The 17,149-nt window shown below is 66.8% G+C and carries 12 protein-coding genes; 2 read left to right on the forward strand and 10 right to left on the reverse strand.

All coding sequences use genetic code 11. From position 1 onward, the window contains the following. Window positions 1-112: 112 nt before the first annotated feature. Entirely contained in the window at window positions 113-2,983 is a 2,871-nt protein-coding gene (locus AWC07_RS04860; protein WP_051508249.1) for an MMPL/RND family transporter, read from the forward strand. Here the strand turns inward: AWC07_RS04860 and AWC07_RS04865 are convergent. The 4 genes from AWC07_RS04865 to AWC07_RS04880 form a co-directional block, all read right to left on the reverse strand. Then, window positions 2,965-3,993 (reverse strand): Rv2578c family radical SAM protein, encoded by a 1,029-nt coding sequence (locus tag AWC07_RS04865; protein ID WP_036419062.1) that lies wholly within the window; start codon window positions 3,991-3,993, stop codon window positions 2,965-2,967. The two genes, AWC07_RS04860 and AWC07_RS04865, sit on opposite strands and share 19 nt — an antisense overlap. 47 nt (window positions 3,994-4,040) lie before the next feature. Further along, entirely contained in the window at window positions 4,041-5,549 is a 1,509-nt protein-coding gene (locus AWC07_RS04870) for an HNH endonuclease signature motif containing protein (protein ID WP_036419058.1), read from the reverse strand. Window positions 5,550-5,616: 67 nt separating this feature from the next. Next, a complete protein-coding gene (gene hisS, locus AWC07_RS04875; protein ID WP_036419055.1) occupies window positions 5,617-6,879 on the reverse strand; it encodes a histidine--tRNA ligase in 1,263 nt (420 codons plus the stop codon). Continuing rightward, window positions 6,876-7,550 (reverse strand): MBL fold metallo-hydrolase, encoded by a 675-nt coding sequence (locus AWC07_RS04880; RefSeq protein WP_036419088.1) that lies wholly within the window; start codon window positions 7,548-7,550, stop codon window positions 6,876-6,878. Before AWC07_RS04880 ends, hisS begins: the two co-directional genes overlap by 4 nt. Window positions 7,551-7,594: 44 nt before the next feature. Between AWC07_RS04880 and AWC07_RS04885 the strand changes: the two genes are divergently transcribed. After that, complete coding sequence (locus tag AWC07_RS04885) at window positions 7,595-8,494, forward strand: peptidylprolyl isomerase (protein ID WP_036419052.1); 900 nt, start codon at window positions 7,595-7,597, stop codon at window positions 8,492-8,494. Between the two features lie 184 nt (window positions 8,495-8,678). On the opposite strand, the gene AWC07_RS04890 is transcribed toward AWC07_RS04885, so the two are convergent. The 6 genes from AWC07_RS04890 to yajC all read right to left on the reverse strand — a co-directional run bounded on the left by AWC07_RS04890 (window position 8,679) and on the right by yajC (window position 17,023). Further along, window positions 8,679-11,042 carry a RelA/SpoT family protein gene (locus AWC07_RS04890; RefSeq protein ID WP_036419084.1) on the reverse strand — a complete coding sequence of 788 codons (2,364 nt, stop codon included), beginning with the start codon at window positions 11,040-11,042 and terminating at the stop codon, window positions 8,679-8,681. A gap of 123 nt (window positions 11,043-11,165) precedes the next feature. After that, a complete protein-coding gene (locus AWC07_RS04895) occupies window positions 11,166-11,705 on the reverse strand; it encodes an adenine phosphoribosyltransferase (protein ID WP_036419051.1) in 540 nt (179 codons plus the stop codon). Between the two features lie 10 nt (window positions 11,706-11,715). Continuing rightward, a complete protein-coding gene (locus tag AWC07_RS04900) occupies window positions 11,716-13,350 on the reverse strand; it encodes an ABC transporter substrate-binding protein (RefSeq protein ID WP_208622362.1) in 1,635 nt (544 codons plus the stop codon). Window positions 13,351-13,439: 89 nt separating this feature from the next. Next, window positions 13,440-14,738 carry a protein translocase subunit SecF gene (gene secF / locus AWC07_RS04905; protein ID WP_036419045.1) on the reverse strand — a complete coding sequence of 433 codons (1,299 nt, stop codon included), beginning with the start codon at window positions 14,736-14,738 and terminating at the stop codon, window positions 13,440-13,442. 4 nt (window positions 14,739-14,742) lie between these two features. Further along, window positions 14,743-16,518, reverse strand: coding sequence for a protein translocase subunit SecD (secD, locus tag AWC07_RS04910; RefSeq protein ID WP_036419042.1), 1,776 nt, complete (start codon window positions 16,516-16,518; stop codon window positions 14,743-14,745). Between the two features lie 115 nt (window positions 16,519-16,633). Continuing rightward, on the reverse strand, window positions 16,634-17,023 hold the full coding sequence (gene yajC, locus AWC07_RS04915; protein WP_084293756.1) for a preprotein translocase subunit YajC: 390 nt from the start codon (window positions 17,021-17,023) through the stop codon (window positions 16,634-16,636). Window positions 17,024-17,149: the final 126 nt, after the last annotated feature.

Here is a 17,149-nt window from a genome sequence, read left to right on the forward strand (position 1 = left end):
CGGTAGCCGGACAACAGCCGATACCCGGCCAAAGGCGTTGCCGCTCAACGATGCCGACACCGCATCGCCGCTTCCTGATGACGCGGGCCCGGCCGCAGCCCCCGCGCGTAACGTGTGGGATTCACTGGCCAGCTTCGCAAACCGCTACGCGGTCGTCGTGATCGGACTGTGGGTCGTCGCCGCCGGCCTGGGCACCCTGCTGGTGCCACCGGCCGAACACACGGCTCGTATCCATGCCCGGGGCTTCCTACCGGCTGATGCGCCGGTCAACATTGCCGGCGCTCGCATGGGAGCCCAATTCCACGACGGCAAAAGCGGCAACCTCAACTATCTGGTGCTGGAAAGCGACCATCCACTGGGCCCAGCCGAACGCGCCTTCCACGATCAGCTACTGGCCAAGCTTCGTGCCGATCACCAGGATCTGGATTCGGTCACCGACCTGTGGTCGGACCCGATGACCGCGCCGGCAGCGCTGAGCGACGACGGCAAGGCCACCTACACGATACTGCGGCTACCCGGCGATCTTGGTGCCGCACAAGCAAATCGGGCGCTGGATCAGGTTCGGCGGATCGTCGCCGGCCAGCCCGCTCCGGCGGGACTGCGCGCCTACGTCACGGGCCCGGGTGCCACCATCGCCGACGAGCTGAGCACGATCGACCGGCAAATGCTGCTGATGACCTGCGTGACAGTCGTTCTCATCGCCCTGCTGCTTGTTGCGGTGTATCGGTCGTTGGCAACCGCCTTGATCCCGCTGATGACGGTGGGACTCGCGTTGGGGGTCGCCCGGTCGGTCGTGTCGCTTTTGGGCGAACGCGACGTCTTCGAGGTGTCCATCTTCTCGGTGGCATTGCTGGCCGCCATGGTGCTTGGCGGGGCAACCGATTACGGAATCTTCCTGATTGGCCGCTATCACGAGGCGCGGCGCGGCGGCGTCAGCCACGAGCGAGCACTCGGTGTTGCCAATCGCAGTGTCGGGCCGGTGATCGTGGCTTCGGCGCTGACGGTGGCCGCGGCCCTGTCCTGCCTGACGTTTGCCAAGGTAGGTATGTTGCGTAGCGCTGGATTGCCTTGCGCCATAGGCATTGTCACCGGCATGCTGGCTTCCCTGACCCTGCTGCCGGCGCTGATCGCCCTCGCGGGGCGCTATGGACTCGCCCAGCCGCGCAAGCTGAACCGCAAGACCGGGCTTCGCTGGCGTCGCGTCGGGGCACTGGTGGCCCGCTGGCCGGCCCCGATGCTCGTGGCCTCGGCTCTGGCGCTGGCGATCTGCGCCCTACCCGTTTCCGGGCTCAGGCTCGGCTTCGACGAGCCTGCGGCGCAACCGGATTCCACCCTTGCCAACCGCGGATACCAAGCCATGGACCGCCACTTCCCGCCGAATCGGCTATTGCCGGAGATCGTCTCCATCAAGACGGGACACGATCTGCGCAATCCCGCCGGGGTCATCGCCATCGAGCGGGTGACCCGCAAGTTGATGGAAATTCCGGGGGTCACGATGGTTCAATCCGCCTCACGCCCAGCAGGTTCCATCCCGGAAGAGGCAACCCTCAGCGACCAGGCGGGCGTGATTGGTGACCAGCTCGACGATGGTGTCGCCAAGCTTGACCAGCGTCTTTCCGCGGTCAACCGGCTGGCCCCGACGCTTGCCCAATTCTCGGATGCGCTATCGCGGCTGCAGGCCGGCTTATCGGGCGGTGTCAACGGAATAGACCAACTCAATTCCAACATCGACGTCATGGGCTCGGGAATGCACCAGCTGCAGAACACGGTGGCGCAGATATCCGGCAACCTCGACCCGCTACGCAACTACACGCAAAGCAATCCCAATTGCCAGAACGATCAGATCTGCTCGATGGTGCTCGAAATCGTCCAGCCGGTGGACTCCCTGATCGCGGGATCGGATGTGCTCGCCAGGGGCGCATCACAATTGAGCGTGAGTACATCTCGTACGGCCCAGGGACTCACTACCGCCGACCACTCGGTAGGCACCATGCGCGCCCTGGTGGCGCAACTGAGCTCGATGGCGGCCCAACTCACCAATGTCGTCGACGAGATGCGCACCACGTTCTCGGGTCTCACCGACTACCTGCGGGAGGTCCGGCAAGACTTCCAGGGCAGCGGCGAGGGCGGGTACTACCTGCCGCAGCGGGCCTGGGATGATCCCCGGTTCCAGCGAGCGGCCGAACTGTACTTCGCCCCCGGCGGCGACGTGACCCGGGTGCTGGTCTATGGCGATGGAAAGGTCTTCGGCGCCGACGGCGCCCGCAGGTCACCTCAGATCGTCGCGGCCGTGCACGAGGCGACCAAGGAAGGCGCGCTCGCGGGAAGCACGGTGGACATCACCGGTTTCGGCACCGGGACCGCCGAGTTGCGCGGCTTCGTCAACAGCGACTTCGTGCTGCTGGCCGCGGTGGCGCTCGCGTTGGTGTTCCTCATCGTGCTGGTGATGCTGCGAAGCCCCGTGGCCGCGGCCGCGGTGATCGGAACGGTCGTCGTCTCCTACCTCTCGGCGTTGGGCGTCAGCACCTTCATCTGGCATGACCTGCTCGGTAAAGATCTGCACTGGGCAGTGCAGTCCATGGCGCTCATCGCACTGGTGGCCGTCGGGGCCGACTACAACCTGCTGCTGACCATGCGGATGCGCGAAGAAGCATTGGCCCGGACCGGGACCAGGGTGGGGCTGCGCACCGCGATGATCCGCGCCTTCGGCAGCACTGGCGGCGTGGTCACCACGGCGGGCATCGTCTTCGGAATCACGATGCTGGCGATGTTGTCCAGTGATGTGCTCACCATTGAGCAGGTCGGCTCCACCATTGGCGTTGGGCTCATCATCGATACACTCGTCGTCCGTACCTTCGCCGTCCCCGGTATCGCCGGGTTGCTGGGCCGGTGGTTCTGGTGGTCGCCGCCGGCGTTCCTGCTCGGGCCGCTGCGGAGGCGCACCTCGCACCAGCCGGGGCCGCCTCAAAATAGGGTTGGCTGAACAGTTTTGGGCAATATCGCCGCTTCTGCTGCGGGCGAGGACTCGCGGTGCTGACCGCCCAGGCGGTACTTCGCGATCAACGGTGCCGCCCGTTTTCGCAGCATCTCGCGATAGCTCGGCGGCAGGTAGGCGCCACGACGGTAGAGCTCACGGTAGTTGTCGGTGAGTTCGGGATGCGCCCGGCCCAGCCAGGACAGGAACCAGTCGCGAGTCGAACCGCGCAGGTGCAGACCGAAAACCGTCACGCCAGTGGCGCCCGCGGCGGCGATCTGGCCAAGCAGCCCGTCGAGGTGATCGACGGAGTCGGTGAGGTGCGGCAGCACCGGCGCGACCATCACATGGCAGTCCAGGCCCGCCTCGCGGATTGCGGTGATGAGCCCCAGACGCGCCTGAGGTGTCGGGGTGCCCGGCTCGACGTCGCGGTGCAGCTCCGGATCGGCGACCGCCAGAGAAACCGCCACCGCCACCCGAACTTGCCGGGCCGTATCAACCAGTAGCGGAAGGTCCCGTCGCAGCAACGTTCCCTTGGTCAGGATCGACAGCGGCGTACCGGATTCGGCAAGCGCGCCGATGATGCCCGGCATCAGCGCGTAACGGCCCTCCGCCCGCTGGTAGGGGTCGGTGTTGGTGCCTAGCGCAACGGTCTCGCGCTGCCACGACGGCCGGCGCAGTTCGCGACGCAGAACCTCGACGACGTTGGTCTTCACCACCACCTGGGTGTCGAAGTCGGCGCCCGGGTCGAAGTCGAGGTACTCGTGGGTCGGACGGGCAAAACAGTAGCGGCAGGCGTGCGAGCACCCGCGATAGCCGTTGACGGTGTAGCGAAACGGCAGGGCCGCCGCGTCGGGCACCCGGTTCAAGGCGGACTTGCACAGCACCTCATGGAACGTCATGCGCTCGAAATGCGGTGATCGCACGCTTCGGACGAAGCCGATCCGCTGCAGCCCGGGCAGCGCTCCGTCGTCGACGGGCGTCCCGTTGACCGCTACCGCCTGACTGGTCCAGCGCATGACTCTATTCGAACAGCAGTTCGATGACGAGTCAAGCTGGTGCGGCGTCAGAACGGCGGCGGTTCCTCGTCGGGTGGGGCGGGGCCGTCGTGCCAGGCGTATTCGGTGTGCCCGGTTTGGCGGATTTGGCGGTTGTGGCGGCGTTCGGCGGCAACTCGATAGGCGCGGTCCTCGGTACGGGCTCGGCGGCGTTTGGGCATCATCGCCGCCCGGTCGGCGCAGTAGTCGGGGTCTGGCGTTTGAGCTTCGGGGGCGGGCATGCCGCCCACCCCGTGGCACAGGCTGGGAAACAACAACGCGCTGCCGGGGGTGGTGACATGGGTCTGCCCCGATGGCGAAGTCAGGATCAGGGTGCCGTCGGGCAACTGCTTTTCCCGCCAGCCCCAAAAAGTCTTAGTCAAATGATGTGTGCGGCAATAACACTTGAGATTTGCCGCGTGCGTGGGGCCGCCATCTGCGTAGGGAATCGTGTGGTCGATATCGCAGCGCGGCGCCGGGTGGTCGCAACCCGGCCAACGACACGTCAAGTCCCGGCAGCGCACGAAATCGGCCAGTGCTTTGGAGGGGACATAGCCGGGTTCGGGTGGGGCGTCGCCGGGGTGGATCAGAGGTATCAGCTTGGCCGATTGGGCCAACTCGGTGACGAGTTCGGCGGTGATGAGCCCGTCGGCGTCCACCAACCATCCCGGCGTGCACCCGCTGCCGTCAACGCTGGCCCGCTCGGCGATCACATGGATGACCACCGGGCTCGGCGCGGGCCGCTTTCCGGCCGCACATTCGGCTCGCTCGCACCGACAGCCCAGCCGGTCCGCCCCGGCGGCCAGCGCTCCCAACGCATCAGCGCGGCGCTGCTCACGGTTGCGCGGATCATGCTCACACACCGTGCCGGCCAGCGCGCTCAAGCGCTGATCCAGGGCACGGGCATCCGGCGTCATGACGGTGCCGCGAATCTCGGAGATCCCGCCTTCGCACTCGTCGATGCAGACTTCGCGGTCAGCCTGATGCTGTTGGCGCCGCCGCACCGCATCGGCATCGGCCCGGCCGACAATCCTGTCGATTTGGCCGGCCAGACGGCCCCGAGTCATCGATGGCCAGCGCGACACCTTGACGGCCAGCTCGGCATCCACCGCAGCCAGCACCTGGCGATCCTCGATCAGACCGGTGCGATAGACGATGGTCTGAAACAGTCGGTAGTCAATGTCACCGGCTTTGAACAGTTGCGCCACCCGCGGCAGCCGCTCACGCATGGCTCGCGCGTAGCGCAGCCGGCTGGCCACCAGCCCCTGGCTGATCCGCAACGCCGCGCCCACCTCGGCGGCCACCGCCGCCTCGGTGTCAACCGCCCAGTCCTCGGTCTCCGAGCAGCGTGCGAGCCGATACGCGAATAACTCCCCGATGGCGGCCAACTGCGCTGCGGCGGCCCGGTTCTCGAACCGCGCCGCCGCTCCGATGCGCTCCAGCAATACCACCGACTCGGCCGTCGTCGAGGGGTGGCACCGCTCGAACAACTCGTCAAACCGCGCAATCACTTCCGGCGGAGAACCATGTTCGAACACATATTCGATTGTAACAGCGTGCTACGACACCGATGGCGTCCGCCAGCGGCTGAAGGACGCCCAAGACTTACCGGGCCAATCGTGAAATCACCTCGGCGACAACCGAATCCAGGGCCACCGAGACCTGGTTTCCCGTCGCGAGATCCTTCACCCCCACCGTGGCCGCCTCGATGTCACGATCGCCGACGACCAGCGCAATCCGCGCACCGGACCGGTCGGCCGCACGCATCGCGCCTTTGAGCCCGCGGTCGCCGTAGGCCAGATCGACGCGCACCCCGGAGGCACGCAACTGCGCGGCCAGCACTGCCAGTTTCAGCTTGGCCTGCTCGGTGAGCGGCACGCCGAACACGTCGCACCGGGTCGTCTCGCCTACGCTCTTGGCTTCGGCACGCAGGGCCAGCAGCGTCCGGTCGACCCCTAAGCCGAACCCGATACCCGACAGGTCCTGCCCGCCGAGCTGGCGCATCAGGCCGTCGTAGCGGCCGCCGCCGCCGATACCGGATTGCGCGCCCAACCCGTCGTGGACGAACTCGAACGTCGTCTTGGTGTAGTAATCCAGCCCGCGCACCATGCGCGCATTGATCACATAGGGCACCCCGAGGGCGTCCAGATGCGACAGCACGGTGTCGAAGTGCTGCTTGGCGGTACCGGACAGATGATCGAGCAGCACCGGCGCCTCGGCCGTCAACGCCCGCACCGCCGGGCGTTTGTCGTCGAGCACCCGCAACGGGTTCAGCTGCGCGCGGCGCCGGGTTTCCTCGTCGAGGTCGAGCCCGAGCAGGAACTCCTGCAACAGTTCCCGGTACTGCGGCCGGCAGGTCTCATCGCCCAGCGAGGTGATTTCCAGCCGGAACCCCTGCAGGCCCAGCGACCGGAAGCCGGCGTCGGCCACGGCGATCACCTCGGCGTCCAGCGCCGGGTCGTCGACGCCGATGGCCTCCACGCCGACCTGCTGCAACTGCCGATACCGGCCGGCCTGAGGCCGCTCGTAGCGGAAAAACGGCCCGGCGTAACACAGCTTCACCGGCAACGCGCCGCGGTCCAGGCCGTGTTCGATCACCGCCCGCACCACCCCGGCGGTGCCTTCCGGCCGCAGCGTCACCGACCGGTCGCCACGGTCGGCGAAGGTGTACATTTCCTTGGTCACCACGTCGGTGGACTCACCCACCCCACGGGCAAACAGCGCCGTGTCCTCGAAGATCGGCAGCTCGATATAGCAGTAACCGGCCCGGCGGGCGGCAGTGAGCAGGCCGTCGCGCACCGCGACGAACTGCGCCGAGTCCGGCGGGAAGTAATCGGGTACGCCCTTGGGGGCCGAGAATTCGATCACGGGCTCAGGCCTTCGAGGAATGGGTTGAAGCGCCGCTCGGCGCCGATCGTGGTGGCGTTGCCGTGGCCGGGCAGGACTACCGTCTTGTCGTCGAGCACCAGGAGCTTGTCGACGATGGAGCGCAGCAGGTCGCGGCCGCTGCCACCGAACAGGTCGGACCGGCCGATCGAGCGCTCGAACAGCGTGTCGCCGGTGAACACGACGTCCCGGTCGTCCTTGCCGGCCTGCAGCACCCGGAAGCACACCGATCCGCGGGTGTGCCCGGGGGTGTGGTCGACGTTCACGGAAACATTGCCGAGGTCGATCTTGTCGCCGTCACGGTCCAGTTCGACGACTTGTCTGGGCTCCCGGAAGAACGCCCCGGCAACCAGCTGCGCCATCCGCGGCCCCAGGCCATAGATCGGGTCGGTCAGCATGAACCGGTCCTCGGGATGGATGTAGGTGGGGCAGCCGAAGGTGTCGGAGACCTTCTGGGCGGACCACATGTGGTCGATGTGCCCATGGGTGATCAACACCGCGGCGGGGGTCAGCCTGTTCTTGTCCAGGATGCGACGCAGTGGACCCAGCGCACGCTGCCCCGGGTCCACGATGACGGCGTCGGTTCCGGGCCGCTCGGCCAGCACATAGCAGTTGCATGCCAGCACCCCGGCGGGAAATCCGGTGATCAACACGGTCACCAGTCTCCCATTCCCGGCGTCATGGAAAGATATCGGCCGTGCCGACCAATCAGCAGCGACGTGCCACCGCCAAGCGCAAACTCGAACGCCAGCTGGAACGCCGTGCCAAGCAGGCCAAGCGGCGCCGCATCGCCACGATCGTCGGGGCTTCCGTCGTAGCGGTAGCCGTGGTCGCCGTGGTGGTGTACGTCGTCTTCGTCAACAAGGACGACCACAAGGGGACCACGTCAGCCAGCCCCAGCAGCTCCGCGTCCGGCTCGCCTTCGGCGACCGGTCTGCCGCCGGCGCAGCTTGGCAATGCCGTGCCGATGCCGGCGTTCAAGGCGCCAGCCAATCTGGGCGCCAACTGCCAGTACCCGCCGTCGCCCGACAAGGCCGCCAAAGAGGCCAAGCCGCCGCGCACCGGCAAGGTACCCACCGAGCCGGCTCAAATCAGCGCCAGCATGATGACCAGCCAAGGCAAGGTCGGCCTGATGCTGGCCAACAACGAGTCACCGTGCACGGTCAACAGCTTCGCCAGCCTGGCCCAGCAGGGTTTCTTCAAAGACACCAAATGCCATCGGCTGACCACGTCGCCGTCGCTGTCGGTGCTGCAGTGTGGTGATCCGAAGGGTGACGGCACCGGGGGGCCGGGCTACCAGTTCGCCAACGAATATCCGACCAACCAGTACCCGCCGAACGACCCCAAGCTCAAGGAGCCGGTCATCTATCCGCGGGGCACCCTGGCCATGGCCAACGCCGGACCCGACACCAACAGCAGCCAATTCTTCATGGTCTATCGCGACTCGGCGCTGCCACCCGAGTACACCGTTTTCGGCACCATCCAGGCCGACGGACTGGCCACCTTGGACAAGATCGCCGAGGCCGGTGTTGCTGGCGGCGGTGAGGACGGCCCGCCCGCCCTCGACGTCGTCATCAAGTCGTTGCTGCTCGACTAGCGATAACCGGAACTCGGAGCGGCCCCCCGTCGGGCCGGCTCGAACAGGCGCTTGCCGAGACTGCGCTGAGCGCTTGATCTTTGCACGACCTAGCGCAGTAGACGCAGGTTCGGCGCCGTGAGCGCAGACTCGGCACCCGAACTGCGTGGGTCCTGGACGCTTCTAAGCAGCTTCTAAGCAGCTTCTAAGCAGCGGAAGTCACCCGGTACACGTCGTAGACGCCTTCGACATTGCGGACGACGTTGAGCAGGTGGCCGAGATGCTTGGGATCACCCATCTCGAAGGTGAACCGGCTAATAGCCACCCGGTCGCCCGAAGTCGTGACCGACGCGGACAGGATGTTCACCTTCTCGTCGGCGAGCACCCGGGTGATGTCCGACAGCAGCCGGTGCCGGTCGAGCGCCTCGACCTGGATGGCGACCAGGAACACCGACGTCGGTGAGGGTGCCCAGAGCACTTCGATGATGCGCTCGGCCTGCTGCTGCAACGAGGTGGCATTGGTGCAGTCGGTGCGGTGCACGCTGACGCCGCCGCCGCGGGTGACGAAACCCATGATCTGGTCGCCCGGCACCGGGGTGCAGCACTTGGCCAGCTTGGTCAGCACACCCGGGGCGCCGGGCACCGACACCCCGACGTCGTCGCTGCTGCGCTGGCGGCGCGGCATCGTGGTCGGGGTGGACCGCTCGGCAAGCTCCTCTTCGGCCTGGTCGATACCGCCGAGCTCGGCCAGCAGCCGCTGCACGACATGCCGGGCAGACACATGCCCCTCGCCGATCGCGGTGTAGAGCGCGGACACGTCGGCGTAGTGCAGTTCGCGGGCCACGGCCGCCATGGATTCGCCATTGACCAAGCGCTGCAACGGAAGTCCGCCCCGGCGCACCTCGCGCGCCATCGCGTCCTTGCCGGTCTCCAGGGCCTCCTCGCGGCGCTCCTTGGCGAACCACTGGCGGATCTTCGTCTTGGCGCGCGGGGACACCACGAACTGCTGCCAGTCCCGCGACGGCCCGGCGTTGGGAGCCTTGGACGTGAAAACCTCGACGACTTCGCCGTTTTCGAGCTTGCGTTCCAGCGCCACCAGCCGCCCGTTGACCCGGGCGCCGATGCAGCGGTGACCGACCTCGGTGTGCACCGCGTACGCGAAGTCCACCGGCGTCGACCCGTTCGGCAAGGTGATCACGTCCCCCTTCGGGGTGAACACGAAAATCTCTTGTACCGCAAGGTCATAACGCAACGACTCCAGGAACTCACCCGGATCGGCGGCCTCTCGCTGCCAGTCGAGCAGTTGGCGCATCCAGGCCATGTCGTCGATCTCGGCAGCGGCGTGCGGATGCGGAACGCCGTTGCGGCCCTTGGCTTCCTTGTAGCGCCAGTGCGCGGCAATACCGTACTCGGCGGTGCGGTGCATGTCGCGGGTGCGGATCTGCACCTCAAGCGGCTTGCCCTCGGGCCCGACGACGGTGGTGTGCAGCGACTGGTACACCCCGTATCTGGGCTGGGCGATGTAGTCCTTGAACCGTCCCGCCATCGGCTGCCACAGCGAATGCACCACGCCCACAGCGGCATAACAGTCGCGGATCTCGTCGCACAGGATGCGGATGCCGACCAGGTCATGGATGTCGTCGAAGTCGCGGCCCTTGACGATCATCTTCTGATAGATCGACCAGTAATGCTTGGGCCGGCCCTCCACGGTCGCCTTGATCTTCGACGCGTTAAGGGTATTGACGATCTCGGTGCGGACCTTGGCCAGGTAGGTGTCTCGCGACGGGGCGCGGCCGGCGACCAGCCGCACGATCTCCTCGTATTTCTTGGGATGCAGGATCGCGAACGACAGGTCTTCCAATTCCCACTTGACGCTGGCCATACCCAGCCGATGCGCTAGGGGCGCAATGACTTCCAACGTTTCGCGGGCCTTGCGGGCCTGCTTCTCCGGCGGCAGGAAGCGCATGGTGCGCATGTTGTGCAGCCGGTCGGCCACCTTGATCACCAGGACCCGCGGATCGCGCGCCATCGCGATGATCATCTTGCGGATGGTCTCGCCTTCGGCGGCGCTGCCGAGCACGACGCGGTCCAGTTTGGTCACCCCGTCGACGAGGTGGCCCACCTCTTCGCCGAAATCCTCGGACAGTGCTTCGAGGGTGTAACCGGTGTCTTCGACGGTGTCATGCAGCAGTGCGGCCACCAGGGTGGTGGTGTCCATGCCCAGCTCGGCGAGAATGTTGGCGACCGCCAGCGGGTGGGTGATGTAGGGATCTCCGGAGTGCCGGAACTGGCCGGCATGTCGTTGGTCGGCGACCTCGTAGGCCCGCTGCAACATCGACAGGTCGGCCTTGGGGTAGATCTCCCGGTGCACCGCCACCAGCGGCTCGAGCACCGGGTTGACGGCGCCGCTGCGAGCGGTCATCCGCCGTGCCAGCCGGGCCCGGACCCGACGAGAAGCGCTGCTGCTGGTCTTGAGGGTCTCGACCGGCGACGGCTCGGGCGTTTCGACGACCGGCGGGGCTTCGAGCGGCGACGCAACAGCTTGCGTTGCGTTTTGGTCATCCGCCACAGTCGTCACCTCCGACCTTGAGGATATCTCCTGAATCCTCCTGAATCGTGGTACAGGGCCTGTCCTCGGGCCGCTCAGGCGCCGATCCGCGTGACCGGGCCCCGCTTACGCTTGAGTGTGACGCTAGACCTGGCTCAAGCTGTGCACCGGCAACGGCGCAATCGCCGCACGCCCACCCAGCGCCGTGAGTTCGACGACCACGGCCACCCCGGTCACCATGGCACCGGTGCGCTCCAGCAACCGTGTTGCCGCGCTGAGGGTTCCGCCGGTGGCCAGCACGTCGTCGATGAGCACGACGTTGCGGCCCCGCAACTCCAGGCTGTCGGCGGGAATCTCCATGCTGGCCGCGCCGTATTCCCGGTCGTACTCCTCGGTGAGCACCGGCGGCGGCAGCTTGCCGCTTTTGCGGATCGACAGCACGCCGGTGCCCAGCCGCGCGGCGAGGGCCGCCGCGACCACAGAACCACGCGATTCGATGCCGGCGACCAAATCCGCACCCGAGGCGACATCAGCCAGCGCGTTGATCACCGCGCTCATCGCCTCGCGGTCCGCGAACAGCGCGGTGAGGTCCTTGAACTGGATTCCGGGCGTCGGAAAATCGGCGACATCACGGGTCAGCGACGCGATCACGTCGGCGACGGGAGCGCCCCCCCTGACAGTCATCACTGCAGCCTCATTGCATTAGCGCCCATCGGTCCATGTTCCAGCCCGCACCCCAGCGGGTCGGATTTCTGCTCACGGCATACATCTTTTTCGACATCAACAGCGTGCGCTGCTGCCGACACAGTGGCAACGTCGGCATTTCAGCCCAGAGTACCGGCGCCGCCTCGGCGAGCAACCTGACACGCTCGGCGGGGTCGGCGGAAACCGCCAGCGCCCCGATGATGTTGTCGATCTGGGGATTGGCGTAGCCCGACAGGTTGTTTCCGTTGCCGCTGTGCAGGTCATAGGCGTCCATCGCCGACGATCCGGTGGACCCGCTGCCGGTTGCCCCACCCGTGCTGGCCAGCAGCACATCGATCTTCCCGTCCCGCATGGCCTGTGGACCCGATGTGTCCAACGTCACATCGGCAACGGTGATCGCGGCCGGCGCGCAGGACTTGGCGATGGCCCCGACGATGGCCGCCAACCGCGCATTGGGCCCGCGGTAACCGATCCGCACCGACAGTGGTGCGCCCCCCAGCGCGTCGCGCGCAGCGGCGGGGTCACCCTTGATGAACTGACTGGCCTCGGCCGCGCCGTCGGCCTCGGCGACGGCATCCTCGGTGGCCGGGGACAGCCGTGAGTTGGCGATCGCAACCCCGGCGTCCCGGGCGATCGCGTCGCGCGGCGTACACAGCGCGACGGCGCGGCGGGCGCGGACGTCGGCCAGCGCCCCCCGCGGCGCGAAGATCAGCTGTTCTATCCCGTCGGACGGCGAATCGATGCGCTGATAGTTGTCCGGAGTGGCCAGTGCCCCTGACGAGCCGGCCGCCACGTCCACCACGTCGACGTTGCGGTTGTTGACCCGATCCTGAATATCGGCTCCCTGCGGCCAGACGGTGACCCGCTTGGTGATCGCCTTGGCGCCCCACCAACGGTCATTGGTGACAAGCACCACGGCGCCGCCGTCGAGGACGGATTCGATCTTGTACGGGCCCGATGACGGGAAGTGCTTCGAAATCTCGTCGGGTTTGAGGCCGCGCTTGAGGTCCCACGTCGTATTCCACAGTCGCGCAATCTGTTCCACCACAGCCACCTTGTTGGTGAGCAGCGCCGCAGTGACATCGACGTTGAGCTGCTCGGCGATCACGTGCGACGGCATCAGCGACGTCGCGCCGAACAGCTGGGTGTAGTCGACGACTCCGCGATCCGGGATGAACGACACCCGGGCCTTCTTTTGCCCCGGCGCGCACTCGATATTGGCGATGTCGATGTAGCCGGCCTGCGTAGCAGCATCGAAACCGGGAAAGCGCCCGGATTGGGCGGCCCAGCTCAATACCAGGTCGTCGCAGGTGACCGGCTTACCGTCGGAATAGACGGCGTTGTCGGCGATCTGATAGTCGAGCACCAGCGGCGAGCCGCCCACCACCGAGACGGTGCCGAAGTCGTGGTCGGCGACCACCTGACCGTCGGGCCCGTGATAGCCGAAGCCGGTGAGCACCCGGGCAAACGCCTGCGCTCCGGCCGAGGCAGCGCCGATGACGGTATTGGTGTTGTAGGTCGGCAGCGCCCCGTCGACGACGTAATCGATCTGAGCGGCGGCACTACCCGAACAGGCGGTCAGCGTGGCGGCCGCCGCGACCGTCGCAGCGGCGCCAACGATCATCCCGACCGCGTTGCCGCGCAAGGCTTTCCGCAATCCGGACCACTGGCCGAAATTGCCTCCGCCGCGGCGGCGCCAGGTGGCCATGACTCCTACCGCCGACCGGCGTTTCGCTTGCCGGTCGGACGTTGCTTGGTGCCGGCGGGCCGCACCGGCCGGGCACCCGGTGCCGGCTTGGTCGATGCCGCCGGCTTGCTATCCGCCTGCTGTGGACGGCCGGATGCCTGCGGTGACGCCTCGACAGCGGCGGATTCCGTCTGCTCGGCGGCGGTGTCCTCGCCTTGCTCGGCAACCGCCGGCGAGGCGGTATTGCGGCGTTTGAGCACCCGGCGCGTATGGGTGCGTACCAGGTCGGTGCGTTCCCGCAAGGTGACCAGCAGCGGCGTTGCGAAGAAGATCGACGAGTAGGTGCCGACGATGATGCCGATCAGCTGTACCAGTGCCAGGTCCTTCAGCGTGCCGACGCCCAGCAGCCACACCGCCACCACCATCAGCGCCACCACCGGCAGCACGGAGATCAGGCTGGTGTTGATCGAGCGCATGAAGGTCTGGTTGATCGCCAGATTGGCCTGCTCGGCGAAGGTGCGCCGGGTGGTGTGCTGGAAGCCGTGGGTGTTTTCTTCGACCTTGTCGAAGACGATGACGGTGTCATAGATCGAGAACCCGAGAATCGTCAGCAGCCCGATGACGGTCGCCGGGGTGACTTCGAAGCCCACCAAGGCATAGACGCCGGCGGTGACGGTCAGGTCGAAGACCATGGCCGCAATGGCGGAGATGGTCATGTACCGCTCGTAGCGCACGGTGATGTAGATGGCGACCAGCACCAGAAACACCACCAGGGCTATCACCGCCTTCTTGGTGATCTGGCCACCCCAGGTCTCCGATACCGCCGCATCGCTGATGGCCTTCTTGCTGGGTTTGCCGTCGGCGCCTTGGGGGTGGAACGCGTCGAACAGGGCGTTGCGCAGCTGTTCCGTCTGGGCATTGGACAAGGTCTTGGAGCGGATCTGCACCGTCGCCGAGGCTCCCTTGCCGACGGTCACCACCGATTCGGGATCGCTGCCCAGGGCCTTGTGGAACACTTCTTCGACCTGGGTCACTTTCACGTCGCCGCGGGGGAACGAGACCGTCGTGCCGCCCTTGAAATCGATCCCGAAAGTGAACCCGCGCACGATGATGCTCAGCACGGCGATCGCGACAATCGCGCCGCTGACGCCGTACCAGAGCTTGCGGCGTCCCACCACCTCGAACGCACCCGTACCGGTGTAGAGCCGGGACAAGAAGCTGTGCTGCACTCCGCCGGTGGCCCGGTCGGGGTCCAAGCCGCTGAGCTCTACCGCACCGTGGGCCGCGTCGCCGGTGTCGGTCTTGGTCTTGGTCTTGGACGCCATCGCGTTATCCCCGTCCCGTCTTGGCGGCACCCGCTTGAGCCCGGCGCTCGCGCGCGACCTGCTGCACCGCTCCCAGTCCGTTGTATGCCGGCTTGGCCAGCGTCGAAGACTTGGAGGCCAGGTACACCAGCGGCCAGGTGACCAGGAACACCACCACCAGGTCCAGGATCGTGGTGAGACCCAGGGTGAATGCGAATCCCTTCACCTGTCCGATCGCCAGGAAGTACAGCACGGCAGCGGCCAGGAAGGTGACCGCATTGCCCGACACGATCGTCTTGCGGGCCCGGGCCCAACCGCGCGGCACCGCCGATCGGAACGAACGGCCTTCGCGGATCTCGTCTTTGATGCGTTCGAAGAACACCACGAACGAGTCGGCGGTGGTACCGATACCGATGATCAGACCCGCGATACCCGCCAGGTCGAGGGTGTAATTGATATAGCGGCCGAGCAGCACCAGGATCGCGAAAACCATTGCGCCCGAGGCCACCAGCGACAGCGCCGTCAACAGGCCCAGCACCCGGTAGTACAGCAGCGAATAGACCAGCACCAACGCCAGACCTATCCCGCCGGCGATCAGGCCCGCTCGCAGCGACGTCAAACCCAGTGTCGCCGAAACCGTTTGGGCCTCCGAGGATTCGAAGGACAGCGGCAGCGACCCGTATTTCAGGACGTTGGCGAGCTGGCGCGCGGTTGTCGCGGTGAACGGCGGGTCTCCCCCGCTGATCTGGGTGCGGCCGCCGGGTATCGGTTCAAGAATCTGCGGCGCGCTGACGACCTGCGAGTCCAGGGTGAAGGCGGTCTGTTTGCCCAGGTGGGCCGCGGTGTAGCGGGCCCACTCGTCGGCCGCCCCACTCTTGAATTGCAGATCGACGACGTAGCCGACGCCTCGCTGGTCCATCCCGAAGGTGGCGTCTTGAATCTGGTCGCCGCTGATGATCGACGGCTCCAGCAGATAAGCGGTCTTGTGGTCGGTCGAGCAGGTCACCAGCGGCAGCTTGGGGTCATCATTGCCCGCCAGGATGTCCTCTTTGTCGCAGCGGGTGGCCTCGAATTGCAGGGCGACCATCTGGATGTAGGGGCTGGTGCTCTGCCGCCACTTCTTCTCCTGCGCGATGCGCTCGGCCAGATCCTGGCGCGGATCCGGGGGTGCCGGCTGCTCACCAGGCGGCAGGTCGGCGGGCGGCGCCTCGCCGGCGCTCGGCGGAGCGGGGCTGCCGCTCGGACTGGGGGCGGGAGCCGGTGACGGCGGCGGCTCCTGTGGGTAGGGCCGCGGTTGCGCCGGGGCGCCCGACGGCGGCGCGGCTGGGGCCCCCGATGGCGGCGCGGCCGGCGCCCCAGGCTGGCCGGGTGGCGGGGTTCCCGCCGGCGGCTGGGGCTTGGGCTCTTCCTGAGCGGGCTGCGCCGGCATTGAGTTGAGCACCGGGCGGATATAGAGCCGGGCGGTCTGGCCGAGGTTGCGGGCCTCGTTGCCGTCGTTTCCGGGGACCGTGATGACCAGGTTGTCGCCGTCCACGACGACCTCGGAGCCCGACACGCCAAGACCATTGACCCGGGCGCTGATGATCTGCTGCGCCTGGTTCAAGGCCTGTCGACTCGGCGCCGAGCCGTCGGGTGTACGCGCGGTCAACGTGACGCGGGTGCCGCCCTGTAGGTCGATACCCAGTTTCGGGGCGGCCTTCTTGTCGCCGGTGAGGAACACCAGCAGATAAACGCCGATGAGTAGCACCAGGAACACGGACAGGTAGCGGGCAGGATGCACCGGCGCCGAAGACGATGCCACGTTCCGTATGTCTCCTTGAAAGTCGGTTCTTACCCCCAACAGAGCCTACGTGGCGCTACGGGGCACGTCGCGCAACCGGGCTTGTCGGTCTGGTCAGCAGTCCGGCCGGGAATCCTCAGGACTCCTTGGTCGCTCGGCTCTCGTCGCCGGCCGGTACCTGCTCGTCGTCGTCCGGTTGGGCCGGTTCCTCGTCCAGGTCCTCGTCGGTGTCTTCGTCCAGTTCCTCGTCGGTGTATTCGTCGGTGTCCGGCAGGATCCGGTCGCGGATTGCCAGCTTCATCCACCTGGTCACCACGCCGGGGGCGATCTCGAGGTCGACGGTGTCGTCGGTGATGCCCACGACGGTGGCTTCCATCCCCGACGTGGTGTGCACCCGGTCCCCCGGCTCCAGCGACTCGTGCAGGTCGATGGTGGCTTGCATGGCGCGCCGCTGACGGCGCGACGCGAAATACATGAACCCGCCCATGATGAGCAGGAACGGCAGGAATAAGACCAAACTCTCCATCAACACGCCTGTCTTTCGTATGCGGTATCCCTCGACATTTCGAGGGCGGCGCCGAACACCACAGGGATGCTCACGCGCCTCGTAACCGTCCAGTCTGCCATTCCCGCAGGTCGGGAATGGACCGGC

This window comes from Mycobacterium gastri (genome assembly GCF_002102175.1).
GTDB classification, from domain to species: domain Bacteria; phylum Actinomycetota; class Actinomycetes; order Mycobacteriales; family Mycobacteriaceae; genus Mycobacterium; species Mycobacterium gastri.